We start from the raw sequence: 26,807 nt of genomic DNA on the forward strand, positions 1-26,807 counted from the left end.
GGTAACCCCAAAATGTGCAACGAAATGAAACAACAGCTACTTGTATTTTCAATATTATTCTTCATTACATTTGGTTTCTCACAATCTAGAATACTCATATTTCATAAAACAAATGGGTTTAGACATACTGGTGCTATTAACAACGGTATTGCAATGTTCGAAGAGATGGGTAATGAGAACAATGAATGGCTTACTGATAACTCTCAAGATTCATCAGTATTTACAACGGCGAATTTAGCGCAATATGACGTCGTCGTATTTTTAAACACGTCTGGGAGTGATGAATCGCCATCGCAAGATGGAGACTTATTATCTTCTTCAGAGAAAGCGGCATTCGAAAATTTTATCGCTAATGGTAAAGGGTTCATAGGTATTCATGCAGCTACGGATACTTATAGAGATGGTGTTTGGCCTTTTTATAATGAATTGGTTGGTGGTATAGTACAAACCAGCCCTAATCATACAAGTAATAATTTTAATGCAGATCTTGAGGTAAAAACGAGTCACCCAACGATAGACTTTTTAGGCATGGTTGGAAGCACTTGGAATAAGGACGAGGAATACTATTATTGGGAAACGAATGGCGGACAGCTTAGTATTGATAATACGGTTTTATTAGAGGTTGAATCTACGGGCAACAGCTCTTATGATGCAGCAAGACCGATAACTTGGTACAAAGAATCTATAACGTATGATGATGATAACAATGTAGCAACACCAGAAATTACCTTATCCGGATTTCGTTCGTTTTATACCGCATTGGGTCATAATGGTAGTGATTATAGTACCGATTCTAATTTTAGAACACTACTGAAGAACGCCACACTCTGGGCTTTAGGAAATGTACTTAGTGTTGAAGAAAATCAGACAAACGATTTTAAAATAGCACCGAACCCAACTAGAGATATAGCAAAAATTCATTTGGGTAGTATTTCAGAAGATATTTCTTTGATGGTGTATGATATTCTAGGTAAGCAAAAATTAGTTAAGGTTATAAAACCTAGTGAGCTTGAAAATGGAATCTCAGAAATAGACTTAACCAATTTTAGTAAAGGGGTTTACTTATTTCAAATAAACACAAAACATGGTCATCACAGTTATAAAGTGATAAAGTACTAGTCAAAAAAAGCAAACCGAAAGGTTTGCTTTTTTTATGACTAAACTAAAAATCAATGCTTTATGAACCTAAGGGTTTTATAGTTCTCAAGTTTTAAGAAATAAATGCCTTTTTCTAATTGAGCGATAGAAATTTTAGAATCTGTTAAAAGTTGACCAGCGTCTACTCGTTTTCCTAAAATATTATAGATTGCGTAATTATCTTGAGTATTTAAGTTTTTAACTCTGATATAATCTGTTGTTGGGTTGGGGTATAGGCTTATATTGGGTAGTACATCATCACCAATACTTAAAGTTGAGCAATCTAAACCACCATCTGTAATAGTCCAACCATAGGTATTAATTAAAGAATCTCTTGCCGCTTCTCCATTACAATAGTTAATACCAGAGGCTCCAAGAGGTACATTAGCTTGCAAACTTGGTAACGTTGCCCATGCTTGAAGAGTTTGATCATAATTTTCAACGGATAGGTTTGAATTATTAAGCATGTTATCCATATCAATGACATTACCCACATTCCAAGTATCTAATGGTTGATTAAAAGAAGTGGCGTTTCTAAACATAAATTCCATTTGAGTAACATTGCTCGTATCCCAAGTGCCTATGGGTTGATTAAATGATGATGCTATCGCAAACATAGTACGCATATTGGTAACATTACTCGTATTCCAGGTATCTAGAGGCTGATTAAATGATGATGCTAACGTAAACATACTAACCATTAATGTTACATTACTCGTATCCCAAGCATCTAGTGGTTGATTAAATGATGTGGCATCTCGGAAAAGTTGATTCATATTAGTAACATTGCTCACATCCCATGAGTTTAAGGGTTGATTGAAAGAGGAAGCTTCAAAGAACAAACTACTCATGTCAATAACATTACTCACATCCCAAGTATCTAGTGGTTGATTAAAAGAAGTTGCACGCGCAAAGACCTCTCTCATAGAAATTATATTGCTTACGTCCCAATGATTAATCGATTGATTAAAAGAGGATGCTTCAAAAAACATATTACCCATACTGGTTGCATTCGACAGATTTGGTGCATCGGTAGCTGATATTTGTAAATTAGAGCAACGTGCAAATGCAAACTGCATTGATGTCCATGGGTTATCTCCCCACTGCTTTATGTCTATAATCTTATCACTCTCCTCTTCAGGAATACCCAAAAAATAAATTCTAGGAAATAACCCTGTGATTGTGACGTCATAGCTGCCTTGAGTACTATAAGTATGGCTGGCATTTCCTGTATGATTTGTTGTAGTGGTGCCATCTCCCCAATCTATATCGTAATTATAAGTTTCTGTATCAACGGTTGGTATAGTGATACTTTCATTTGCAGTAGTGGTTTGCCATGTGCTTATAAAATAGGAACTTGAGCAATCTAAACCATCATCAGTAATGGTCCAGTTATAAGTATTTATTAAAATATCTCTTGCTGCTTCTCCATTGCAATAGTTAGTGCTATTAGCATCAAAAATTACATTATTTTGTAAACTTGGCAAAGCTGCCCAACCTTGCAATGTAGCATCATAATTTTGTATGGATAAGTTTGTGTTATTAAACATATTAGTCATGTTAGTGACGTTTCCCACATCCCAATTATCAAGGGGTTGATTAAACATTGTTGCGTATTGAAACATACTATTCATATTAGTAATACTACTCATATCCCATGTATTGAGTGGTAGATTAAATGAAGATGTGTTTTGAAACATACGAAACACACTACTAACATTACTCGTATCCCAAGTGTCAAGGGGTTGATTAAAAGCTATTGCATTTCGGAACATATTACCCATAGAAACAACATTACTTGTATCCCAAGTATCTATAGGTTGATTAAATGATGATGCGTCAAAAAACATACTATGCATGCTAGTAACGTTACTCACATCCCAATTATCTAATGGCTGATTAAAGCTTGTAGCTCCTCTAAAAGTCTCAAACATACTACCTACATTACTAACATCCCAATGATTAATAGGTTGGTTAAACGAGGTGGCATTAGTAAACATACCACTCATAGTTGTTACATTAGATAAATTTGGTGCATCTGTGGCTGATATTTGTAAATTAGAACAATCAGAAAATGCAGCTTGCATTGATGTCCAAGGATTATCGCCCCATTGTTTAATGTCTATAATTTTATCACACTCTTCTTGTGGCATGCCTAAAAAACTAATCCTGGGAAATAGCTCTGTTATTTTTACATCATACGTCCCTGGAATGCTATACGTATGGCTGGCATTTCCTGTATGTTCAACGGTAGTATTGCCATCTCCCCATTCTACACTATAATCATAGGTTTCGTTGACATCTGTAGGGATTGTTATACTCTCATTTGCAGTCGTGGTTTGCCATGTGGTTGTAAACGTAGCGTTTCCTGTTACAGACACGTCATCTATAAGCCAATTATCTTGGTATTCGTCTGTATGTACAAAAGCTATATAGATTTGCTGTCCGTCGTAACCACCTAATTCTATAATGTTTTCTTGATAATCGAGACTAAGATCGTTATAAGTTACAACAGTAACAAAATCGTTATGGTTTGTTTGAGTGTTTGTAGATACTCTAATGTCATATTGAGATAACCAACTTGGACCTTCCGTTTCCTTCTCAAAAAACGAAAGCGTTGCATTATCGATATTAGTTAGATTTAATAAAGGAGTTACTAACCAATCTTCAGCAATACCAATTCCAGGATCAGAATAACGACTAAAAGCAGCACTACTGCCAGTATTAGCGTCTGCTGTGGTTTCCCAATCGTTGTTTGGTCCAATATCGTTAATACCTCTAAATGTTACCCAACCTGCTGGTGGAAAGCTGCCACTTTCAAAATCTTCAGTAAGAATTTGTGCATTTATAGAGGTTGTGACTAAAATGAGTAAAATTGTTAATTTTTGTAAAGTATATAATGGTTTCATAATGTGTTTTGTGGATTAAATTAATAGTGTTGTAAGTGTCTTTACAAAGAAAAGTGTAAGCTATAATTGAGTAAGACACCACAGAAAGAGCTTGTAAATTAATGAGAACCTATGCCAAATGAGGTAAATAAAGAAAAGCCAATCCAACTGCTGTCAGAAGGCTTGCCTGTTTTGACTATTACTCAATTAATTAATTACCCAAGGGCCATTAAATGTTCTCACAGGCGTTGATAAATATTCCATAATTTCATCACCCGCTTCATTAACTAAATACCATCTGCCACTAGAACCACCGAACTCTATAAAAGAAGCCGCGCCAACTTTATCAAACAGTGTTCCTTCTGTATTTGCTAAGTTATCATACCATGTAGTGCTATCTAATGGGTTTTCCCAACTTCCTCCAGCTGGAGTTGAATAAAGTGCATATTCTTCTCCAGGTTTAGCAAAATAAGCATGCGTCTGTACACCTACGCGGCAGCCAGCTTCAAAGCCTTGGCCTGCAAATTGAAAGTTACCACTATCTCCAAAAGTACTGTTAACTAAAAATATATTATCCGAGTCTGATGGATCAACTGTATAGGTTCCTATTGGTGATGTTGGTGCATCTCCATTTCCAGACCAGTTTGTTATATTATATGAAAGAAGAGAACTTAAAAGTCCAGTTTTGTCAAATAAATATATGCTTGTATTAGAAAATTGTATTGCAGCTCCAACATCGTTTAAAGGAACAATTCCTAAAGGAGAATCTGGGTCGTCGATATTGAATACAGCTTTTACGTCACCGCTATTACCATTGTACCAAGCATATTTAGTTCCCATTTTGTTAAACACTAAAAGATTACTATCAGATACATGAAGCATAGCACCAATACCACCACCATCTTCATCGTTACTAAATAAATCGACTAATGACAATAAACCTTGAGGTGGTAAAATACCTTTTAATTCACAGTCAACGATATCGTATTCTGTAGCTAATTCTACACCAACAATTCTATCTGGGCGTTCAACACTTCGTACTACATAAGATAATGGTAAACCTGCTCTTATATCTGTACTTTCAGCCAGCTTGTTAGCAATGTCAGAAATGTTAGTTTCTCCGGCTAGTTGAAACGATCCTGCGGCATCACCACCATAGGCGATCACTTTTATTTTTAAGTCGTTTAATTCTTCCATAGCACTGACACCTAGTTCTGCTTCAGCACTATTATTAAAAGCGCCATAAGCTATGTCCAATTTTGCGTCCATTTCTTGTCTGCTCGATGTCGATTCTATAAGCATATAGAATATGCGTCCATAAGTTACCGAAGAAATAAAAGTTGCAGGATTATTTTCCTGCACATAAACATCTAATTGTTGCGGTGTTACATTAGGTGCAAAAATGTCGTCTAAACTTGTAGGAAGATCAAAGCTCATTGTATAATACGATTGATTGAGCTTAACCAAAGTTCTATTAAATGTTTGCTCTGTACTAAATGACATATCAGCAGAGACTTGTGTTGTGTAAGTTTCAACCTCTATACCAAGTTCTAAAGCCAATTGACTTTCAGATTCAATTTGAACAATTTCTAACTGAAAATTTGCAGGAACAACATCACCAGCATTGGCAATGATATTATTCATGCCGTCTTGTATGGTACTTTTTCTTACCTCGTCAACGGTAAAACTAGAACTTGTATTCCCATTGTTTAAATTATAAGAAATGGTTCCACCAGCGCGATCTACGACTATTGGTGAAGGTGTAGCATTAGATAATGTAGCACCTTGTAATAAACTCCCAGGGTAAATAACATCTGCACTAGTGTCAAATAATGGAAACTGACCATTACCATCTAAAACACTTACGGTTTGCGTTGTACATATAAAACGTTCTGATATGGTTTCTCCATCTTCATCTTCTCGATCATAATCTTCATTCATAGGCTCACTTTCATCTATAACTTCTGTAGTTCTTGATAATGGAAATGATTCAGTTTCACCTCCTTTGGCAATAACTTCTTCGAAGGTTAGGTTATCTGTGTCTTGGTCTCCGTCGTTATTAGAATCTTCTTTACTGCATGATAAACAGCTCATACAAACTAGAGCAATAAGAAATACTGATTTTTTAATAATAGCTTTCATAATACGTTTGTTTTGTGGTTAAAAATTTACTGTCGTTTTGTGTAACCTACTTGGAAAATGGTCTGCAGCCCTTTACCAAGTAAGACCACAAAACGGTGATGTCAACTTAATGACAGAACAAACATATTTTTAATACATAAAAATGAAGAATTTTGTGGGGCGACAAACGGTATACTTGTCTAAAATAATTTTTAAATAACTGAAAAAGAATAGATTATATTATTTCTAGTACAGCCATTTCTAATGAGTCTTTTGTAGATAAATTCATTTTTTTACGAAGTCTTTGGCGTGCTTTTTTAACTCCAGGAACCGAAATGTTTAAAATATTTGCCATTTCTTTTATGGATAAGTTCATTTTTACTAATGAGATTAATCGAAGTTCATTAGGTGTGACTTCTGGGTATTTTTTTGCTACATTCTGATTAAAATCTTTATGCACTTGTTGAAAATAATGAGCAAAGTTTTCCCAATTATTATCATCTTTTAAATCAAAATCTATGGTTCTAATTAATTGCTGATAACCATTAGTTGTATTTTCTGCGGTTTTAAGTTCATTAGCTTTTTGTTTTAAACTTTCTAATAGCTCATTCTTTTTGGCTAGGTGTAACGCATGCGTCGTCAATTCTTTCTTTTTGAAATCTAATTCGGCATCCAGTTTTTCTTTTGCTAGTTTGTTACGTTTCATTTTTTGACGTATACCATAATAACCAAAACCAACTGCGATTAATGTTAGCAATAAGCCACCACCTAATAATAGTTTTTGCAAATTACTAACCTTAGCTTTTTGCTCTAATATATCGATGTCTTTTTTTTGCAAGGCTATTTCCTTCTCTTTTCGTTCGGTTTGATATATTATTTTTTGCTCGACTGTTTGTGCTGTTCTAAATTGTGTGGTTAGTGTGTCTTTTGCATCACTACTCTCTTTATATACAGCAAGTGCCGTTTTATAGTTGCCTAAATTTTCTAGTGCCTTTGATTTGTAGTATTTAGAAAAACTTAAATTTGTTAAAGAGTTATTACTCTCAGCTAGTTCTTCACAGACATTAAAATTCTTTAAGGCTGCTTGGTATTTATTTTGTGCCAAATTTAATTGACCTTTGAATAAATTATAATCATAGTCAACATTGAACGAATTCTTAGCTTTCATAAACGATTTGGCCTCGGCTAAATATGCGTCAGCTTTTATCAGGTTGTTACGCTCAATTTCCAAATACCCAAGTTGTGTTAAAGCGGTTGTAACTATATTTTGCTGGTTTATTTCTTTAGCAATTTTTATAGCTTCTTTTAAGTTTTTTTCTGCTGCATCATAATGTTTCAATTTTATTTGGGAAAGTCCTTTAATTTCTAGCAATTGTGCTTTTAGTATTTTATTTCCAATATTATCTTCTATTATAATCCCTTGATCGAAGCTGGTAATGGCGTTTTTATAATCAAATAGATCCAAGTGTAGTTGACCAATTGCATAAAATCCTTGTGCCATACGCGTAGAATCTTTAAGAGCTTCTCGCAATGCAATTTCTTTTCTGTTTAGGTCAATAGCAATATTCCTATGCCCTTTATTTTTAGCAATTGCTGCGCGATGCCCCAAAAAAGAAGCCATTAATGAAGTGTCTTTATAACGTATGGCGATAGGTTCAGTTTCATTGACTATACTTTCCAGGCGTTGATAATCGCCAGTAGTTACTCTGACAAGAATAGCTAGATTAGAATTCGTTTTAGCAGCTCTTAAACTGTCACCTGCTTTTAAATATTGTTTACTAGATCTACCTATGTAAACCATTGATGAATCGTAACTTCCTTGGGTGTATAGATAATTCGCGTTAAGCGCATACAGATTACCAATACCTACAGTATTAGGTGATATTTTATATAGGCTATCAGCTTTATCAATATGCCATTTTACCTTTTTAGAGTTCTTATACATTAAAAGTTGAGCAATGTCTAAGTGATGATCTGCTTTTATAGTATCTATTTTGGTTTTTTGAATAAGGGTTTTTAAGCTATCTAGTTTATTTGTTGATTGAGAATTACTGTAAAAAAAACTAAAAACAATGTATAATATGCTAAAACATAGTTTTAGCTGTAGTGAATTTAAACTCATGATTTTATAATTAATAGCTAGACCTTTAAAAGTAACAAAAAAAAAGCAAACCATTTGGTTTGCTTTTTTTGAACTAAACATCAACTTAGTTCTTTATAAATTTTAAAGCTTTTCAAAAAGAAATAGATGATTTTGCTGTTAATTGATAACTGTTAAAAACTATTAAAAAAATCTAAAGTCGGCGATCGTCAATCTGATTGCAATTATTATTTTTGCACATGCAACACAACAAAGTCCTTATTCTAGATTTCGGATCGCAGTATACACAGCTCATAGCAAGACGTGTAAGAGAGTTAAATATCTATTGCGAAATCCACCCATTCAATAAAATCCCAAACGATTCTGAGAGCTTTAAGGCCGTGATTTTATCAGGTAGTCCTGTGTCTGTACGTTCTGATGATGCCTTGCATCCAGACCTTTCAGAAATAAGAGGAAAAAAGCCATTATTGGCGGTTTGTTATGGTGCGCAATATCTAGCTCATTTTTCAGGGGGTGAAGTAGCAGAGTCCAATACACGCGAATATGGTAGAGCAAATTTAGGTTTTATAAAAGAGGAGGATGACTTCTTTGAGAATATACATGAAGGCAGTCAAGTGTGGATGAGCCATAGTGATACCATTAAAAAATTACCTACAGGTGGTGTTTTGTTGGCGAGCACGGAAGATGTCGAAAATGCGGCTTTTAAAATTGAAGGTGAAGTCACCTATGCTATTCAATTCCATCCGGAAGTGTATCATACCACAGACGGACATCAATTACTTCAAAATTTCTTAGTAAAAATTGCAAAGGTGAATCAAGATTGGACGCCAAATGCCTTTGTTGAAGAAACAGTCCAAGACTTAAAGGACCAACTTGGCAATGATAAGGTAGTACTAGGTTTATCAGGTGGTGTGGATTCTTCTGTAGCGGCCATGTTATTGCATAAAGCCATTGGAAAAAACCTGTATTGTATCTTCGTCAATAACGGTTTATTACGAAAAAATGAGTTCGAAGATGTGCTGCATCAATACGAAGGCATGGGTTTGAACGTTAAAGGAGTAGATGCTTCGGCACGCTTTTTGGATGCCTTGGCAGGAAAGAGCGATCCTGAGGAAAAAAGAAAAACCATAGGGCGCGTGTTCATTGAGGTTTTTGATGATGAGGCACATCGCATACAAGATGTAAAATGGTTGGCACAAGGCACTATTTATCCTGATGTTATAGAAAGTGTTTCGGCAACAGGAGGTCCAAGCGCAACTATTAAGAGCCATCATAATGTCGGTGGATTACCAGACTTTATGAAGTTAGAAGTCGTTGAGCCTTTAAGAGCCTTATTTAAAGATGAGGTGAGACGTGTTGGTGCTTCCATGAATATGGATTCGCAATTGTTAGGTCGTCATCCATTTCCTGGTCCAGGATTGGCCATTAGAATCCTTGGAGATCTAACACGAGAAAAAGTGCGTATATTACAGGAGGTAGATGCTATTTTTATTAATAATCTACGATCTTGGAATTTGTACGATAAAGTATGGCAAGCTGGTGCAATGTTATTACCAGTTAATAGTGTAGGCGTCATGGGAGACGAGCGTACTTATGAAAAATGTGTGGCTTTAAGAGCTGTAGAAAGTACTGATGGTATGACCGCAGATTGGGTAAATTTACCTTATGAGTTTTTGCAAAAGACCTCAAACGAAATTATAAATAAAGTAAAAGGTGTGAATAGAGTGGTTTACGACATCAGTTCTAAGCCACCTGCGACTATAGAATGGGAGTAAAAATCAGTAAACAGTATTAAGCAACTGTTTACAGTAAAAATATAAAAATGAAGAATTTTCTAACCGTCATATTAATTTGCTTAGCACTTAACCTTAGTGCTCAAAACTATATTGAACATAAGGTAAAGGCAGGCGAAACTATTGAAAGTATTGCCAAAAATTATTTGGTAACACCTTTTGATATTTATGCTTTAAATCCTGATGCAAAGCAAAAATTTCAGCCTAATTCGATTTTAATTATTCCAAATTCTAAAGTTAAGAATGAACCTATTGCCGAAAATTCAAGGGAATTAATAGGTTATAAAAAGCATAAGGTAAAGCGCAAGGAAACCCTCTATGGCTTAGCTAAAAAATATAATGTTTCTGAAGAAGAAATAAAGAAAGCCAATCGACAATTATATTCAGAGAATCTTAAAAAAGGGGATAAAATTAGAATACCAAGATTTAAAAGTTTTATTTCTAAGCAGTCCTATAAGAATACGATTAAGAAATACAAAGTACAACCGAAAGAAGGGAAATGGCGTGTGGCCTATAAGTTTGGTATCACTGTTGAAGAACTTCAAGCGCTAAATCCAAATATGAAAGAGGTGCTTCAGCCTGGAGATGAGCTTAATGTGCCTAATATAGAAGGTGAAGATGAAAAGTCGACCGAAGGTAAACATAACTATTATGAAGTTTTGCCTAAGGAAGGCTTTTACCGACTAAAGGTAAAGACAGGTCTTACTCAAGAGCAGCTTGAAGCTTTAAATCCGGAGCTAAAAGAAACTGGTTTAAAAGCGGGAATGGTTTTAAGAATTCCTGACTCCCTTAGTGTAAGTGGTAGTCTTTCTAGTGTTGAAACGACAAAATTAATATCTAACCTAACGAATTTTGAGACCAAGAAATTGGCGTTAATGTTACCCTATCAATTGGATAAAATTGATGTGGATTCTGTAGAAGAGGCAAAGGACATGATAAAAAACAAAAAGTTGTTATCGCTCGTTTTAGATTTTCATGTTGGTGTAAGAATGGCATTGGATTCAGCTAAGCAATTGGGTATATCTACGGATTTAAAAGTTTTGGATACACGCTACCAAGCCTCAAGAACCAGGGAATTACTGGAAGAGAATGATTTTTCTGATTATGATGCAGTGATTGGTCCATTGGACAACAAATCTTTCGATAGGGTAGCCACAAGATTAAATAGAAATCGAGTGCCAGTAATTGCGGCACTAAACAAGCCTAAAGAAGTTTATGGCAATGTGTTTCAAACCATTCCAGAAGATAAGCTTTTGCAAAAAACCATGATAGATTATGTTAAGCGCGATAGTTTAAAATCAAAAGTATTGGTAATCGCAGATCACGCTCATAAAACTATTGCGGAAATGTTGAAGACCGAATTTTCGGATGCTAAAGTTCTATATTCTGAAAAGGATAAAAAATCAGGTAAGGACGATTATTACATCTATCCTGTGCGTTTGGATAATATGTTTCCTAACGGAAGAACAGTTGTTTTTCTAGAAACAGATAATGATGCTTTTGCATCAAGTGTTATAAGTATGCTTAATGGTCGCATGGTAGATAGAATAGAAATCGTATTGGTGACCTTAAATAAGAGCAAGGCATTTGAAGGCAAAAATATTGATAATAACTACTTGTCAAATCTTAAATTTCATTATCCATCTGTAAATAAGGATTTTGATGAAGATAAATCTAATGGGTTTGTAAGAGCATACAAAAAAGAATATGGTGTGTCACCTAGTAAGTATGTCGCTCGTGGGTTCGATATTACCCTAGATTTACTATTGCGCTTAGCTTCTGAAGAAGATTTGTACGAAGCGTCTAGTGATGCCATAGAAACAGAATACATAGAGAATAAGTTTAGATACAATAAATCTATGTTTGGAGGTTATAAGAATGAAGCCGTTTATATTGTTAAATACGATGATTTAAGGATTGTAGAAGCCAAATAGAATGGCCTCTAGGTGATGTTTATACTTCGGATTCTCGAGATTACAATAATGATAAAGTAAAAGCGTTTTCTCCTACAGATACTGTCGTTGTATGCAGATAAAATATATTATAGTTGTCCTCATTTTTCTTTTTATAGGGAACGCTTCTTCAAATGAAGAAACTGTAACTTGGAATGAACTACGCAAACTCACTTGGTCAGATTTTAAGGCGGCACCAGATTCTAATTCTGGTGCTGTTGCTCTAACAGCTTCTGGAATTACGTTTGGGTACTCTCTAAAGACTTCTGGTAAAAGAATTATAGATTTTAAGTATTCTGTAGAAGCACACTTCTATCCTGATAAATCGTGGTATATTAGCGAGAAAGGTGATAGTTACATATTAGGACATGAGCAACTTCATTTTGATATCACAGAACTCTATGTACGCAAGTTTAGACAGCAATTAGAGCGTTTGGTAGCCAATCAAAATATTAAACAGCAGATGAACCAGATTCATATCGCTATTAATGAAGCTTTGGATAAAACTCAGAAGACTTACGATGCACAGACCAAGCACTCCATAAATGTTGATGCACAAAAGTATTGGGAGACATACATTGCAGAAGAATTGGCGAAGTTGGACACATACAAATCGCAATAAATTGGAAGGCAGTAAAGAGGCGCTCATTGAATTAGCACACTACAAAATGCCTTTTGGCAAATACAAAGGTGATTACCTCATTGATATTCCAGAATATTACTACACATGGTTTAAGCAAAAAGGATTTCCTGAAGGGAAACTGGGTAGAATGATGATACAGATGCATGATATTAAAATCAACGGACTAGAAGAATTAATCTATACGATTAAGAAAGAGTTTAAGAAGTAGATTTATTTATAATTATTAATAAATTCTTGCACACCGCCAGACCGCGTCATATTATTTTTTTCTAATAAGACTAAGTATTCTTTAATAATTTTTGCGGTATCTGATTTGGGATTGTTGGCTACTATTCTAAGATACACGGTTTCTGCTTGATCAGTTAATTTGTCGTTTTCTCTAAAAACTTTTACCGTTCTTGTTCCGGAGATTAAATTCTTTAAGTGCCAGTTTTTATAGTGGTAATATGTCATTTCTTTTAAAAAGAAATTTGGATTTTCTGAATTAAACTTTTCCCACCACAATGCATTGCTTGCAATAGTTTCTAGATCTTCTGAATCGTTAAATTCTTTTAATTGTTGTCGACAAAACTTTTTCATGGGTTCTGATAAATATGTAATTACATTTGCCTCTAAATAGTCACTTTGTACAGGAACCAGATACTCTTTTTCTTCTTTCTGAATCTTTTTGAAACCGTAATTATTTATAATGTTTTCAGGTTCGTTCTTTAGTAAAACTCTGCCTAAATTATAATGATTAAAATAGGGCATAAATAAAGAGTCCTTTTGGGAATTATTATGGCTCTTGGATATATAGTCTTTAAATAGGTCTGTAGCTTTATTCAAAGTTGAAATCTCGTCACTTTTTAATTCACTTAGCTCTTTTTCAAAATTTGAAATTAAATGAGTATCTGTGACGTTATTTGTTTTTGACTTTTTACCACAGCCCATTAGTAGAATCGTTAGTAAGAAAATGGTAAATCTCATTTTTTTATGCATAACCAACTTTGTTTGAAATTTTCTTTTATGTTCGCGGTCCATCGAAGTTAGTTAAAAAAACTTTAAAGCTCAAGCACTCAAATTAGCAATACATTGCTCCCTAATCTCCCAAATTCTATCAAAATTAAGAGGAATACTGCGGTCAACTATCCAATCTTTCAAATAGGATTTATGAAACTGTACTTTAAAATCAGCAACTTGGTGCGGCTCAATATCTTTTTCTAAAAGAATATCGCTTTTTATCTTACTAAAATCAGAATTGATGGATGTATAATCAAAACGCTCTTCATTTATCTTTATATAACAATGGGCTTCTGGAATATAATTCAATTGATTGTCAGACAAAACACTGCCAATTTTTGCAGTATTTATTGAATTCATTTTATACATGCATAGTATGAGTTCAATATTTGGAAGATTATTTAAATCAGCCACATGTTTCAAAAAGGCATGTTTAGAACTGCAGGTTCCTTTTTGTTCTTTCCAGACTAAGCTGACATCTGATCGATTTACGTTTCTGCCATAAGGTAATGATTTTACATGTAGGGTTAAATCATACCAACTATTAATGCCATGGCGCTTTATCAATTGTGTCAGCTCGTCCTTAGATGTTAAATCCCAGTTGTCTTTCATGATATAAAAGTAACATATAAACAAACCATTAACAATTCTAAAAATACTCGTTTTATTTTGTAAATTTGCCTGCGTTTAACAGCGCAACATGACCACAAACCCTAAGTATATTTTTGTAACAGGAGGCGTGTCTTCTTCTCTCGGAAAAGGCATTATAGCAGCATCTCTCGCTAAACTCCTACAAGCACAAGGTTACAGAACAACCATCCAAAAATTAGATCCTTATATTAACATAGATCCAGGAACATTAAACCCTTATGAACATGGCGAGTGTTATGTAACGGATGATGGTGCGGAAACTGATTTGGATTTAGGACATTATGAGCGTTTTTTAAATGTACCAACTTCGCAAGCTAATAATGTGACAACTGGTAGAATATACCAAAGTGTTATTGACAAAGAGCGTAGGGGAGAATTTTTAGGTAAGACGGTTCAGGTAATTCCGCATATTACGGATGAAATTAAGCATCGTATTCAAATTTTAGGTAATTCAGGTGACTATGACATAGTGATCACGGAAATCGGAGGAACCGTTGGTGATATTGAGTCACTACCTTATATTGAATCTGTGCGTCAGTTGCAATGGGAATTGGGCGATCATAATGCACTAGTAATACATTTGACTCTAGTACCTTATTTGTCTGCTGCCGGTGAGCTAAAAACAAAACCAACCCAACATAGTGTAAAAACACTTATGGAGAGTGGAGTACATGCCGATATTTTGGTATGTAGAACTGAACATGAACTAAGTGATGGACTAAAAGAAAAGTTAGCACGCTTTTGTAATGTAAAGAAAGAAGCTGTCATTCAATCTATTGATGCATCAACTATATACGATGTGCCTAATTTAATGTTGGATGAAAAACTAGATAGAGTCGTATTAGAAAAGTTGGACCTTCAAAGCGATGTTCCGGATTTAGGTCGTTGGAACGAGTTTTTGAAACGTCACAAAAATCCAAAGAGTGAAGTTACCATTGGTTTAATAGGTAAGTATGTAGAGCTTCAAGATTCCTATAAATCTATATTAGAAGCCTTTATACATGCAGGCGCAGAGAACGAAGTTAAAGTTAATGTAGAGTCTGTTCATTCAGAATATTTAAACGAGGATAACGTCAATTTTAAACTTGGTCATCTGGATGGTATATTGGTTGCACCCGGTTTTGGTGAGCGTGGCGTAGAAGGAAAAATTGATGCTGTAAAGTATGTTAGGGAAAACAATATTCCGTTTTTGGGTATCTGTTTAGGGATGCAAATGGCAGTGATTGAATATGCGAGAAATGTCCTAAATCTTAAGGATGCCAACTCCATTGAAATGGATGGAAATACTAAAAATCCAGTAATCAACTTAATGGAGTCCCAAAAAAATGTAGTCAATAAAGGTGGTACCATGCGTCTAGGAGCTTGGGATTGTGAAATTGTTGACGGCAGTATAGCACACAAGATTTATAGACAAACAAGCATTAATGAACGTCATAGACATAGATTTGAGCTTAATGACAATTATAAGGCACAGCTTGAAGCTGCTGGAATGAAAGCCACTGGATTAAATCCAGAAACCGGATTGGTGGAAATTATAGAAATACCAGATCATAACTGGTTTGTAGGTGTGCAATATCACCCTGAATATAAAAGTACAGTGGCTAATCCGCATCCATTGTTTGTAGCGTTTATTGCTGCAGCATTAAAATTTAAAAATAAAAAATAACGAAATAATGTGCCACTTTGGCGCAAAATTAACTTTGGATAGCTTTTTGGGTTGTTCAATTATCATCAATAAACCCTTAATTTGTGATTCTGAATTTGATTCAGAATCTAGGTTTAAAGATTCAAACCAAACTAATAATATTACCGTCTATTATGGCAAATAAATATGGAAGAAAAGAAACTCGATATTAACTCAATTATAGGATTCATCCTAATCTTTGGAATTTTGGTGTATATGATGTACCAAAATGCACCGACACCAGAAGAGATTGAGGCTCAGAAAAAAGAGGAACAAGAGCAAGTAGAGGCAGAAAAAAAACAGAATAAACAGAATGAAGCCGTAGTTACTACTGCCGAAGATTACTCGAATGCTCAAGTTCTAGACTCCACACAACGTGTGGCACTTCAAAACAAATTAGGCGCATTTTCTTTTGCTTTGAATCAGCCTTCAACAGGAGATGGGTTAACTAGCGTAAAAACAGATGTCTTTGATCTTAAATTCAGTAACAAAGGTGGTCATTTGGCAGAAGTAAGGCTAAAAAACTTTGTCGATTATGATTCCATACCTATTTATTTAGTTAAGGATCAAAACAGTAATTTCAATATTACTTTTGGGACGTCTGACAATAGAACACTGAACACTCAAGATTTACCATTTCAGCCAGGAGTAACCAAAAGTGGTGAGAATACCATTGTTTCCATGAAATTAAAAGTTTCGGAAACAGCGTTTTTAGAATTTAGATATGAGCTTAAGCCAAATGATTATATGATTGATTTTTCAATCAGGTCGCAAGGTTTAAGTGGTGTATTTAATACATCGCAACCTATAACGTTAGATTGGAAGCAGAAAGGAATACGACATGCAAAAAGTATTAGTTATGAGAATCGTTATACACGTCTCACCTATATGTATGATGAGGATCGTGTAGAAAAGCTGTCTCAAATGAGTGATGATGAAGAAACGGTCGAAGGTGTCGAATGGTTATCCTACAGACAGCATTTCTTTAGTTCAATTTTGGTTTCAAGTGATAGTCCGTTTAAAAAAGTAGACATGACCTCCGAAGATTTGGTAGAGGATGAGGAGGTGGATACGCTCTTTACGAAGTTGTACACTTCTAAAATACCCCTAGCTTATAATGGTGGTGAAATCACAAAAAACCTAGGATTGTACTATGGACCGACAGATGCAAAAACGCTTAAGGCTTACGATAAAAGCCTAGAAGAGAGTATTCCTTTTGGTTGGGGAATTTTTGGCTGGATTAATAAAGCATTGTTTATTCCTTTGTTCGGATTTTTAAGCGGCTTTTTACCTTATGGTATAGCGATTATTGTCATGACTATTTTGGTAAAGATTATGTTGTCGTTTGTGCAGTACAAGCAGTTCTTATCGCAAGCGAAGATGAAAATCCTAAAGCCAGAACTTGATGCTATTAGAGCTAAGTACAAAGACAATAAGTTAAAGGCTCAGCAAGAAACAATGGCTTTACAGAACAAAGCAGGTGCAAGTCCTCTAAGTGGTTGTTTACCAGGTTTAATGCAAATTCCAGTATTTTATGCCTTGTTCATGTTTTTTCCAACAGCCTTTGCTTTAAGACAGAAGAGTTTCCTATGGGCAGATGACTTGAGTTCTTTTGATTCGATATACGATTTTCCAGATGGGTTTAGTATTCCGTTTTATGGCGACCATATTGCATTATTTCCAATATTAGCGGCAATTGCTATTTTCTTCTATATGAAGATGACAACCGGTCAACAAACAGCAATGCAAGGTCCACCACAAGAAGGTATGCCGGATATGGGTAAAATGATGAAGTACATGATTTACTTCTCACCATTGCTAATGTTGGTATTCTTTAATAATTACGCTTCAGGATTGAGTTTGTATTATTTTATTTCTAACTTAATTAGTATAGGAATTATGTTAGTGATTAAAAATTACATCATTGACGAGGATAAAGTACTAGCGAAGATAGAAGTGAGCAAGAGTAAGCCTAAAAAGCAAAATCGTTTCCAGAAAAAGATGGCTGATATGATGGAACAAGCTGAAAGACAAAAGCAAGCTCAACAGAAACGAAAGAAATAACATTATTGTGTATTAATAAATGAAAGCCTTAGTTTTACTAGGGCTTTTTTTATATACAAATGTCTTTCCAGTACAATAAATACACGTCAGTTCTTAACTGACAGTATCAGTCCTTCATACTACTTAATTGTGTAATAACAAGGAAAATAACGAGTAGTAAAACAAACAATAATGTTGATATATAAGGATAATAGTATAAGCAAATAAATGCAGCCAAACCCGTAGTTAGCCCTATATAGCTAAGTATGCTAAGAATGTGTTTTTTTAAGAAATGCTTTAGTTTCATAATAATAAGTTGTACTTAATCTCATAATGTTACAGTACAAAAAAAGAAACCCAGACTATTGTCTGGGTTTCCTTACTAACTAAATCAATCAATATAAAAATGAGGTAATCAGCCTCGATCTTTCTCTTATTGTGCAGGTAATATCACTTTGTCAATAACATGTACTACACCATTTACTGCTTGGATATCAACTAATGAGGTTACAATATTACTTACTCTACTATTAGCATCTGTTAATGTGAAATTAGTATTATCGGCAGTAATATCTCCACCAAGTGTTCCAACGGTTCCGTTTGGCAATTCTGAAGATTGGATATTTCCACTAACTATATGCATTAATAATACTGCATCTGTGGTCGCAGCATTTAATTCACCAGTTCCTTCACCAAATCCAGATAAACCTAATTCTGCCAATATACCATTTGTGCCATCAAGGAATGCGTCATCTACTGGAGCAAAAACAGTGAATGGTCCTGCAGCTACGTCAGATACCGTTGCTATATATGGTACTGTTGGAGTACCAGTGTCAGCATATTGAAGCGCAGCAACTAAGGTTGATAATGCAGGATTGGTTGTGGCGAATGTCGCAATTGTCGGAAGATCAATAACTTCGTTTACGACATGTACTATACCATTCGTGGCCATTAGATCAACATTATTCGTATCAACATTAGATTGACCGTTTAAAACAACACCATTTGAAGTATCGAAATATAAACTTAAATTGGCATCGTTTGGACCCGTTGCACCTGTATTAACATAACCCGATCCTAAACTTACAAGGTCAGATGAGGTAATATTAGATCCTACTATAACATGGTTCAATAATATATTTGTAACCAAGGCTTCTTCATCTGCAGATAAATTATTTAAATCTAGACCAGTCGCATTAAGCAGTGCTGTGAACGCATCGTTAGTTGGTGCAAATACTGTAAATGGACCGTCACCTTGCAATACGCTTACTAAATCCGTTGCGGTGAGTGCGGCTGCAAGTGATGTAAATCCTGCATCTATCGCTAAATCAACTACAGTAAAGGTCACTTGTACTGGTGCACCTGTCACGTCTAAAGATGCACATAAATTATTAGAAGTAACTAGGCCAAGAACATCTCCGCCTGTTGTTGTGCCAAAGTTAATGACGCTTAAATCTAAAAAGTTAGCATCTGTATTGTCTGATGTTTCCGCTACTAACGTATGTATAGTATACAATCCAGCTTCGTCTACTGTAAAACTTGGATTGGCACCAGCATCTTCAATAACTAAATTTGTTCCAGAAGTTAAAACATAAGTTACATCATAATTTGCAGGAATTACGATGTCACCATTAGCTGTTGCGCTAATAGTGGCCGTACCTCCTGACAGAGAAACAGAACTGGCAGTTGCAGTTAAGGTACCAGCATCTGCAGTACATACAGTTGGTTGTGGATTACCATCGTCGTCGTCACTACATCCAGTAATACCTAAAACCAATAGAAATACTGCAAGTAATTTGAAATTTTTCGAAATAATTTTCATTTTTTTGAGTTTTTAAAATTGTTCAACATTCAAACTTGATTAGTTTGTTTAACAAATATACGTAATGATTAAACAAAAAGATTATCTGATTTTCACTTTTACAATAATTTTAACAACCCTTGGCTTTGCTCAAGAACCAATAAATCAATTCGATAAGAATGGTAAACGCCATGGCCTATGGACTAAAAACTACCATAAGACAGATCAAAAACGTTATGAGGGAAACTTTAATCACGGAAAAGAAATAGACACCTTTAACTATTATACCCTATCCAATGGCAAAAGTGTGCTCGGTGCTACTAAAGTATTTAACGCAAACGATAGTATTGCAATAGTGACTTTTTATACGTCGGCAAAGAAAGTGATTAGTGAAGGGAAAATGAATGGGAAGCGCTATATTGGACAATGGACATACTTTCATAAAAATTCTTCTGCCAAGATGATTGTAGAACACTACAACGACGAAGGAAAACTTGATGGTGAACGGACAGTCTTCTATAAAAATGGGAATTTGGCAGAACATACGCTTTATAAAGATGGAGAGCTAAATGGCGAATCCAAATGGTTTTCTGAGGATAATAAGCTTTTAAGGAAATCCTTGTATAACAATGACCAACTAAATGGCAAAACCATTAATTATGATGCTGATGGCAATGTAACGTCTGAAGGCGACTTTACAAACGATCAAAAATCTGGTATTTGGAAGTATTACAACGCCGGAGAAATAACAAAAGAAGTAGATCATACGAGCCAAAAAGTAATCAAGAAATATAAATAGTTATAAGCTATTATACAGATAGTTTTTCAATATGGCAATCCTCATCGGATTGCCTTTTATATTTTGTAATTTTGCGAAAGTTTTGAGACAAATAAACACAAACTATTAAATAAGAGATTCCTGCTTTCGCAGGAAGCTAACATGAAAAGAGTTATCGTAGGACTTTCAGGTGGAGTGGATTCTAGCGTTGCAGCTTATCTTTTAAAAGAGCAAGGCTACGAGGTTATAGGCTTGTTTATGAAAAACTGGCACGATGATTCCGTGACCATATCAGATGAGTGCCCTTGGCTAGAAGATAGTAATGACGCCATGTTGGTGGCAGACAAATTGGGTATTCCGTTTCAAACGGTCGATTTAAGTGTTCAGTATAAAGAACGTATTGTAGATTATATGTTTAATGAATACGAAAAAGGACGTACCCCTAATCCTGATGTCTTGTGCAATCGCGAAATAAAGTTCGATGTCTTTATGGATATCGCTATGGAATTAGGTGCAGATTACGTAGCCACAGGACATTACTGCAGAAAAGGGACCATTACCAAAGATGGACAAGAAATTCATCAACTTTTAGCAGGTATAGATAATAATAAGGATCAATCTTATTTTCTGTGTCAATTGTCACAAGCGCAGCTAGCAAAGGCTTTGTTTCCAATTGGCGAATTAACCAAGCCAGAGGTTAGGGAAATTGCAAAAGCGCAAGATTTAATTACTGCCGAAAAGAAAGATTCCCAAGGTTTATGTTTTATAGGTAAAGTTCGATTGCCAGACTTTTTACAACAACAATTAAAACCTAAGGAAGGGGTTATTGTTGAGGTTGATACAACTTTCGATCAGTATAATCAAAATATGCCAGCATTCGATTCAAAAGAAAGTAAGTTAGCATTTTTGGCTAAAAAGCCAGAATACCATCTTTCTGATGGGAAAGTTGTTGGGCAACATCAAGGTGCCCATTACTTTACAAAAGGACAACGTAAAGGCTTGGCAGTTGGTGGCACAAAAGAGCCGCTATTCGTTATTGAAACCGATGTGGAAGACAATGTGATTTATACTGGCCAAGGTAAAGATCATCCGGGTTTATTGCGTAATGTATTGTTTGTGTCTAATGACGAATTGCATTGGATTAGAGAAGACTTAGAATTAAAAGTAGACGAAACTATGGATGTTATGGCTAGAATCCGCTATCGTCAGCCTTTGGAAAAAGCAACACTTCATAAAGTGACATCTGGACTATATGTCGAATTCAAAAACAAACAATCTGCGATTACCGAAGGTCAATTTGTAGCTTGGTATAATGATGCCGAGCTGCTAGGTTCAGGAGTTATTTCCTAGACGTCAGTTCGAGGACTTTGAAGCATGAAAAATCTCACTTCGACTTTGCTCATCAGAACTATCGAGAACTAATATTTCTCGATACAATGGGCCGAGGCTCGCCACTAGAAGCGATATGGTAAATTTCAGAGGATTTCATTCGTAAAATTCACATGAATTGACGAATTTTATGCAAACTTATTATAAGAATGGCAAACAGAATAACCTCTCTTTTCAATATAAAATATCCAATCATTCAAGCTGGAATGATCTGGAACAGTGGTTGGCGCCTAGCTTCAGCAGCCAGTAATTCGGGGATTTTGGGCTTGATAGGAGCAGGTTCCATGTATCCTGATGTGTTGCGTGAGCATATCCAAAAATGTAAAGCAGCAACGGATCAACCTTTTGGAGTCAATGTGCCCATGCTATATCCAAATATCCAAGCCATTATGGATATCATTGTTGAAGAAGATGTGAAAATTGTGTTCACATCTGCGGGAAATCCAAAGACCTGGACCACATGGTTACAAGATAAAGGGATTACTGTGGTACATGTGGTAAGCAGTGTCAAGTTTGCGCTGAAAGCGCAAGCTGCAGGAGTTGATGCTGTTGTTGCGGAAGGCTTTGAAGCAGGTGGGCACAATGGACGTGATGAAACCACCACCTTGACCTTAATCCCAATGGTAAAAGAACAACTCGAAATCCCATTAATTGCGGCTGGAGGTATCGCCACAGGTAAGGCCATGTTGGCTTGTATGGTTTTGGGAGCAGATGGTGTGCAAGTGGGTAGTCGCTTTGTGGCCAGTGAAGAATCCTCTGCACATCAAGATTTTAAGCAAGTAGTAGTTGACGCTAAAGAAGGTGACACGCAATTGACTTTAAAAGAGCTCGCACCAGTAAGACTTATAAAAAATAAATTCTATAACGAGGTACAGGAACTCTATAAAACAGCACCAACCCCAGAACAACTGAAAGAGCTTTTGGGACGTGCACGCGCGAAACGCGGCATGTTTGAAGGCGATTTAGACGATGGTGAATTAGAAATTGGACAAATCGCAGGATTAATCCATGATATAAAACCTGTGGCTGAAATTGTAGAAGATATGATAAAAGAATTTGAGCAAGCCAAAATAAAATTAAGCACTTACTAATACAGTAATTAATATTTAAAAAATGAGTATTTCAACTATGAAACAAAGCATATTAAAATTAAAGGTTCTAATTATAATAATTATAGCAGCAGGTTATACGAGTTGTAGTAGCTCAGACAGTTCTGATGATACCACTCAGACTGTTTTTCGATTTGATGTCGATGGAGTTACCAAAGATTATAGTAATGACTTGGTCTCAGCAACTTTATTTAATGATGGTAAGGAATTATCTATTAGTGCTATTCCGTTGCAAAGTGGTCCAGTAACTGAATTTTTAAGACTAAAAATAGGTGAAGTCACATCAGATAATGTGGTCACGGAAGGTTTATATACCATAGGCAATTCATCTGGTTTAATAAATGAAAACATCATTTACAGAGGTAATACTTCAAGTGAGCCATTTATTGAGTTGTATGGCCCAGGTTCTGCTTATGCGTGTGATGTATTAAGCAATACCATAGTGGCTCAAATTAACTTAACAGACTTAGATGTTACAAATAGATTTGTGTCTGGTACCTTTAGTGGCACTTTATTTCAATTAGAAACTAATGGCAGTATCACTACCATTGAGATTACTAATGGTGTGTTTACTAATGTGTCGCTTGCTACTGCAGATAAAGATATAGACGATAATAGTGTTAACGCAACGGTTAGTGGCCTTGATTACGTTTCTAATAGTTCGGTGGCGCTGAGATCACAATCTAATGGCGATCATATACGAGTAACTGCTTTCGATCATAATTTTGGACGAATAATAATGGTTATACCTACAAGTGTCACAGCCGGGAATAGTTACGCCCTTAACAATGACAACACAGATGGTGTTTTCTTTTTTAATTTCTTAACTAGATTACCAGACGAGGTATTGGGTAGTTCTGGTATTACCATAACGCAACACGATACGGATTTGAATATAATTGAAGGAAGTTTTTATGTTGAAAACGCTTCAACAGATATAACCAATGCTGTATTTAGTGTTTCCTATCAAGATAACTTTGATTAAAAAGTAATATTACATAGATTTTAAAGCATAACTACTAAATGATTTGTAGGTCTTGTAATCAAGAACATAATAACAACTTTTGTCCTAATTGTGGTGAGAAGCGTGATGTAGAAAAAATCACATTGACTTCCATGATGTCATATGCCTTTGCATCGGTTACTAATATGGACAAGGGCTTTTTGTTAAATCTCAAAATGTTGCTGTTAAAACCACAGCGCATTACCTCAGAATATCTTAATGGTAAAAGAAAAGGCATTCTTAACCCAATATCATTTCTAATCCTGTCCGTCACATTGTATTTGGTAGTTTTGGAATTGTTTAAAATACCAAAAAAACCTAGTGATATAAGTAAGTTGCCATCAGGAACTCTGGAGACTTTGGGAAACATGAGTTATAAAGCCGGTCAATTTATTAGAACTTATTTAAAGTTCTTTTGGATTTTGGCAATTATTCCATTGGGACTCGCTCAGAAATTGATTTTTAGAAAATATAACTTTACAGAACATCTAGCCATAAGCTCATTTATCATTGGGCAAGCCACGTTAGTAGGTATTATAAGTTATTTAATATTGAGGTGGCCCTTAATTTTTGATCCTGTCATCTATATCATGATTACGTGGATGGTCTATAGAGTGTTTAGAACTAATAATAAATTGGACTCCCTATTATTGGCATTTGTAGTACTATTCTTATTTATACTGCAACTTATTTTGATTACGTTTTTGATAGGCTTAAGTCAAGTTTAAAATAAGTAAGGTTACATATTGACTTCTTAATTTTTTAAAAGCCTAACTTAGCTTAACTGACCATATCTAAGTGTTAAGCACACCTGTTCCATAACACCTCCAATTTAATTCGTACAACAAAAACCTAAGCCCTATTTTTGCGCTATGGTTTTAAGCGACTACACGAAAGAATTTCAATACAATCTAAAACTGGCATCTCCTGTGATTTTAGGCATGCTTGGGCATACCTTTGTGAGCTTCGTGGATAATGTTATGGTCGGGCAATTGGGAGCGGCAGAATTAGCTGCAGTGTCTTTGGGTAATAGCTTTATTTTTATTGCTATGTCCATTGGTATTGGCTTCTCCACGGCCATTACACCTTTGGTCGCAGAAGCAGATACAGAACAAAATTTCACTAAAGGGAAATCGGTATTTAAACATGGGTTTTTTCTATGTACGGTTTTAGGTATCCTATTATTCCTTATGCTTTTAGTAGCCAAACCACTCATGTATGTTATGGATCAGCCAGAAGAAGTAGTTGAGCTGGCCATTCCGTATTTGGATCTAGTGGCATTTTCGTTAGTGCCTTTAATTGTGTTTCAGGCGTTTAAACAATTTAGTGATGGCTTATCCTTAACCAAATACCCAATGTTTGCCACTATTGTGGCCAATATTCTAAATGTGGTGATCAATTATGTATTAATCTTTGGGAAGTTTGGTTTTCCAGAAATGGGAATAGTAGGTGCAGCCGTTGGTACCTTGGTATCGCGTTTTGTCATGCTCTTTTTCTTATGGTGGTTATTGGCTAAACGCCATAAGTCTAAACCTTATGTAACTAATATTAAATTCTTTAAACTAAGTAAGCAACCGCTTAAAAAACTAACCAATTTAGGATTGCCAAGCGCCATGCAAATGTTTTTTGAAGTGGCCATATTCACAGCAGCTATTTGGTTAAGTGGATTGCTTGGTAAAAATGCCCAAGCGGCCAATCAGATTGCCTTAAACCTGAGCTCCATGACCTTTATGGTAGCCATGGGATTGAGCGTGGCTGCGATGGTTAGGGTTGGCAATCAAAAGGGATTAAAGGATTATAAAAACCTAAAGCGTATTGCAGAGTCCATCTTTTTGGTTGGGTTTGTTTTTGCCTTGGTATTTGCTTTATTTTTTGCCGTGTTTCATCAGGTGTTGCCAGACATGTATGTAGATTTAGATGATCTAGCGAATGCTGTCGATACGGCTGAGGTGGTTAAGATTGCAGCAACCTTATTGTTGGCAGCGGCAGTATTTCAGATTAGTGACAGCTTGCAAGTTGTCGCTCTTGGTGCGCTTCGCGGATTGCAAGATGTTAAGATTCCAACGCTTATTACGTTTATCTCGTATTGGGTCATAGGTTTTCCTATTGGCTATTTCCTTGGTAAAGAAGAAGCCTACGGCAGTTTAGGTATTTGGCTGGGCTTATTAGCCGGATTAAGTGCGGCAGCGATTTTGTTGTTTGTTCGATTTAATTATTTGACTAAGAAGTTGATAAGGGAAAGTGATTAAAGTAGTTAGGGTTAAAAAGTGCCTAAAGTATTTAAAGTTATAAGAAAATTAAAAAATGACTAATAAAGAGTTTGCCAAACAGCTAGAAAAGCGTACGATTAGATTTGCGATTGATATTATTAATCTATCATCGAGTATGCCGAAAACAACAGAATCATTGGTGCTTAGAAATCAATTGACAAAGTCTGGAACTAGTATTGGTGCTAATTATAGAGAAGCTAATCGCTCTCGCAGTCCAAAAGACTTTAAAAACAAAATCAAAATAAGTTTAGCAGAAGCTAGTGAAACCGATTATTGGTTAAAAATTATTGAAGAATTGAATTGGCTTGAACTACCAAAACTGAAAGAATTAAGAATAGAAGCTAAAGAGTTACTTGCTATTTTTACTTCTATCGCAAACAAACTTTAGACACTCTAAGTACTTATAACTTTTTAACTCAAAGATTTATTACTTTTGCCCATGAGT

At 35.3% G+C, this 26,807-nt stretch carries 20 protein-coding genes; 14 read left to right on the top strand and 6 right to left on the bottom strand.

Annotated elements, in window-relative coordinates:
• Positions 1-24: 24 nt before the first annotated feature.
• Positions 25-1,119 (top strand): ThuA domain-containing protein, encoded by a 1,095-nt coding sequence (locus H7F21_RS13175; RefSeq protein WP_185789768.1) that lies wholly within the window; start codon positions 25-27, stop codon positions 1,117-1,119.
• A 50-nt stretch (positions 1,120-1,169) separates the two neighbouring features.
• On the opposite strand, the gene H7F21_RS13180 is transcribed toward H7F21_RS13175, so the two are convergent.
• The 3 genes from H7F21_RS13180 to H7F21_RS13190 form a co-directional block, all read right to left on the bottom strand.
• Positions 1,170-4,046, bottom strand: coding sequence for a BspA family leucine-rich repeat surface protein (locus H7F21_RS13180; protein ID WP_185789769.1), 2,877 nt, complete (start codon positions 4,044-4,046; stop codon positions 1,170-1,172).
• Positions 4,047-4,232: 186 nt separating this feature from the next.
• Complete coding sequence (locus tag H7F21_RS13185) at positions 4,233-6,167, bottom strand: thiol-activated cytolysin family protein (RefSeq protein WP_185789770.1); 1,935 nt, start codon at positions 6,165-6,167, stop codon at positions 4,233-4,235.
• Between the two features lie 214 nt (positions 6,168-6,381).
• Positions 6,382-7,947 (bottom strand): tetratricopeptide repeat protein, encoded by a 1,566-nt coding sequence (locus tag H7F21_RS13190; RefSeq protein ID WP_185789771.1) that lies wholly within the window; start codon positions 7,945-7,947, stop codon positions 6,382-6,384.
• A 539-nt stretch (positions 7,948-8,486) separates the two neighbouring features.
• Between H7F21_RS13190 and guaA the strand changes: the two genes are divergently transcribed.
• From guaA to H7F21_RS13210, 4 genes are all read left to right on the top strand, one after another.
• Complete coding sequence (guaA, locus tag H7F21_RS13195; protein ID WP_185789772.1) at positions 8,487-10,022, top strand: glutamine-hydrolyzing GMP synthase; 1,536 nt, start codon at positions 8,487-8,489, stop codon at positions 10,020-10,022.
• A 47-nt stretch (positions 10,023-10,069) separates the two neighbouring features.
• Positions 10,070-11,974, top strand: coding sequence for an amino acid ABC transporter substrate-binding protein (locus H7F21_RS13200; RefSeq protein WP_185789773.1), 1,905 nt, complete (start codon positions 10,070-10,072; stop codon positions 11,972-11,974).
• Positions 11,975-12,065: 91 nt separating this feature from the next.
• Positions 12,066-12,614, top strand: coding sequence for a DUF922 domain-containing protein (locus H7F21_RS13205; RefSeq protein WP_185789774.1), 549 nt, complete (start codon positions 12,066-12,068; stop codon positions 12,612-12,614).
• 1 nt (position 12,615) lies between these two features.
• Entirely contained in the window at positions 12,616-12,843 is a 228-nt protein-coding gene (locus H7F21_RS13210; protein ID WP_246431485.1) for a DUF3820 family protein, read from the top strand.
• 2 nt (positions 12,844-12,845) lie between these two features.
• Here the strand turns inward: H7F21_RS13210 and H7F21_RS13215 are convergent, their stop codons facing one another.
• Positions 12,846-13,601 carry a hypothetical protein gene (locus H7F21_RS13215; RefSeq protein WP_185789776.1) on the bottom strand — a complete coding sequence of 252 codons (756 nt, stop codon included), beginning with the start codon at positions 13,599-13,601 and terminating at the stop codon, positions 12,846-12,848.
• Between the two features lie 81 nt (positions 13,602-13,682).
• A complete protein-coding gene (locus H7F21_RS13220) occupies positions 13,683-14,246 on the bottom strand; it encodes a hypothetical protein (protein WP_246431486.1) in 564 nt (187 codons plus the stop codon).
• 88 nt (positions 14,247-14,334) lie between these two features.
• Here H7F21_RS13220 and pyrG point away from each other — a divergent pair, with 88 nt between their 5' ends.
• Both pyrG and yidC read left to right on the top strand, forming a co-directional pair.
• Positions 14,335-15,951: a CTP synthase gene (gene pyrG / locus H7F21_RS13225; RefSeq protein WP_185789777.1), complete on the top strand. Its 1,617-nt coding sequence runs from the start codon at positions 14,335-14,337 to the stop codon at positions 15,949-15,951.
• 165 nt (positions 15,952-16,116) lie between these two features.
• The gene (gene yidC / locus H7F21_RS13230; RefSeq protein ID WP_185789778.1) at positions 16,117-18,033 is read left to right on the top strand and encodes a membrane protein insertase YidC; all 1,917 of its coding nucleotides are present in this window, start codon (positions 16,117-16,119) and stop codon (positions 18,031-18,033) included.
• A 412-nt stretch (positions 18,034-18,445) separates the two neighbouring features.
• Here the strand turns inward: yidC and H7F21_RS13235 are convergent, their stop codons facing one another.
• Positions 18,446-19,834 carry a fasciclin domain-containing protein gene (locus H7F21_RS13235; protein ID WP_185789779.1) on the bottom strand — a complete coding sequence of 463 codons (1,389 nt, stop codon included), beginning with the start codon at positions 19,832-19,834 and terminating at the stop codon, positions 18,446-18,448.
• Between the two features lie 64 nt (positions 19,835-19,898).
• Here H7F21_RS13235 and H7F21_RS13240 point away from each other — a divergent pair, with 64 nt between their 5' ends.
• From H7F21_RS13240 to H7F21_RS13270, 7 genes are all read left to right on the top strand, one after another.
• Positions 19,899-20,612: a toxin-antitoxin system YwqK family antitoxin gene (locus tag H7F21_RS13240; RefSeq protein WP_185789780.1), complete on the top strand. Its 714-nt coding sequence runs from the start codon at positions 19,899-19,901 to the stop codon at positions 20,610-20,612.
• 141 nt (positions 20,613-20,753) lie between these two features.
• On the top strand, positions 20,754-21,941 hold the full coding sequence (gene mnmA, locus H7F21_RS13245) for a tRNA 2-thiouridine(34) synthase MnmA (protein WP_185789781.1): 1,188 nt from the start codon (positions 20,754-20,756) through the stop codon (positions 21,939-21,941).
• A 188-nt stretch (positions 21,942-22,129) separates the two neighbouring features.
• Complete coding sequence (locus H7F21_RS13250; RefSeq protein ID WP_185789782.1) at positions 22,130-23,071, top strand: NAD(P)H-dependent flavin oxidoreductase; 942 nt, start codon at positions 22,130-22,132, stop codon at positions 23,069-23,071.
• Positions 23,072-23,108: 37 nt separating this feature from the next.
• Positions 23,109-24,074 (top strand): hypothetical protein, encoded by a 966-nt coding sequence (locus H7F21_RS13255; protein WP_185789783.1) that lies wholly within the window; start codon positions 23,109-23,111, stop codon positions 24,072-24,074.
• 38 nt (positions 24,075-24,112) lie between these two features.
• Positions 24,113-24,820: a DUF3667 domain-containing protein gene (locus tag H7F21_RS13260; protein ID WP_185789784.1), complete on the top strand. Its 708-nt coding sequence runs from the start codon at positions 24,113-24,115 to the stop codon at positions 24,818-24,820.
• 144 nt (positions 24,821-24,964) lie between these two features.
• Complete coding sequence (locus H7F21_RS13265; protein ID WP_185789785.1) at positions 24,965-26,341, top strand: MATE family efflux transporter; 1,377 nt, start codon at positions 24,965-24,967, stop codon at positions 26,339-26,341.
• Positions 26,342-26,396: 55 nt separating this feature from the next.
• Entirely contained in the window at positions 26,397-26,750 is a 354-nt protein-coding gene (locus H7F21_RS13270) for a four helix bundle protein (protein WP_185789786.1), read from the top strand.
• Positions 26,751-26,807 lie beyond the last annotated feature (57 nt).

The sequence above is a fragment of the Winogradskyella flava genome (genome assembly GCF_014243395.1).
Classification (GTDB): Bacteria; Bacteroidota; Bacteroidia; order Flavobacteriales; family Flavobacteriaceae; genus Winogradskyella; species Winogradskyella flava.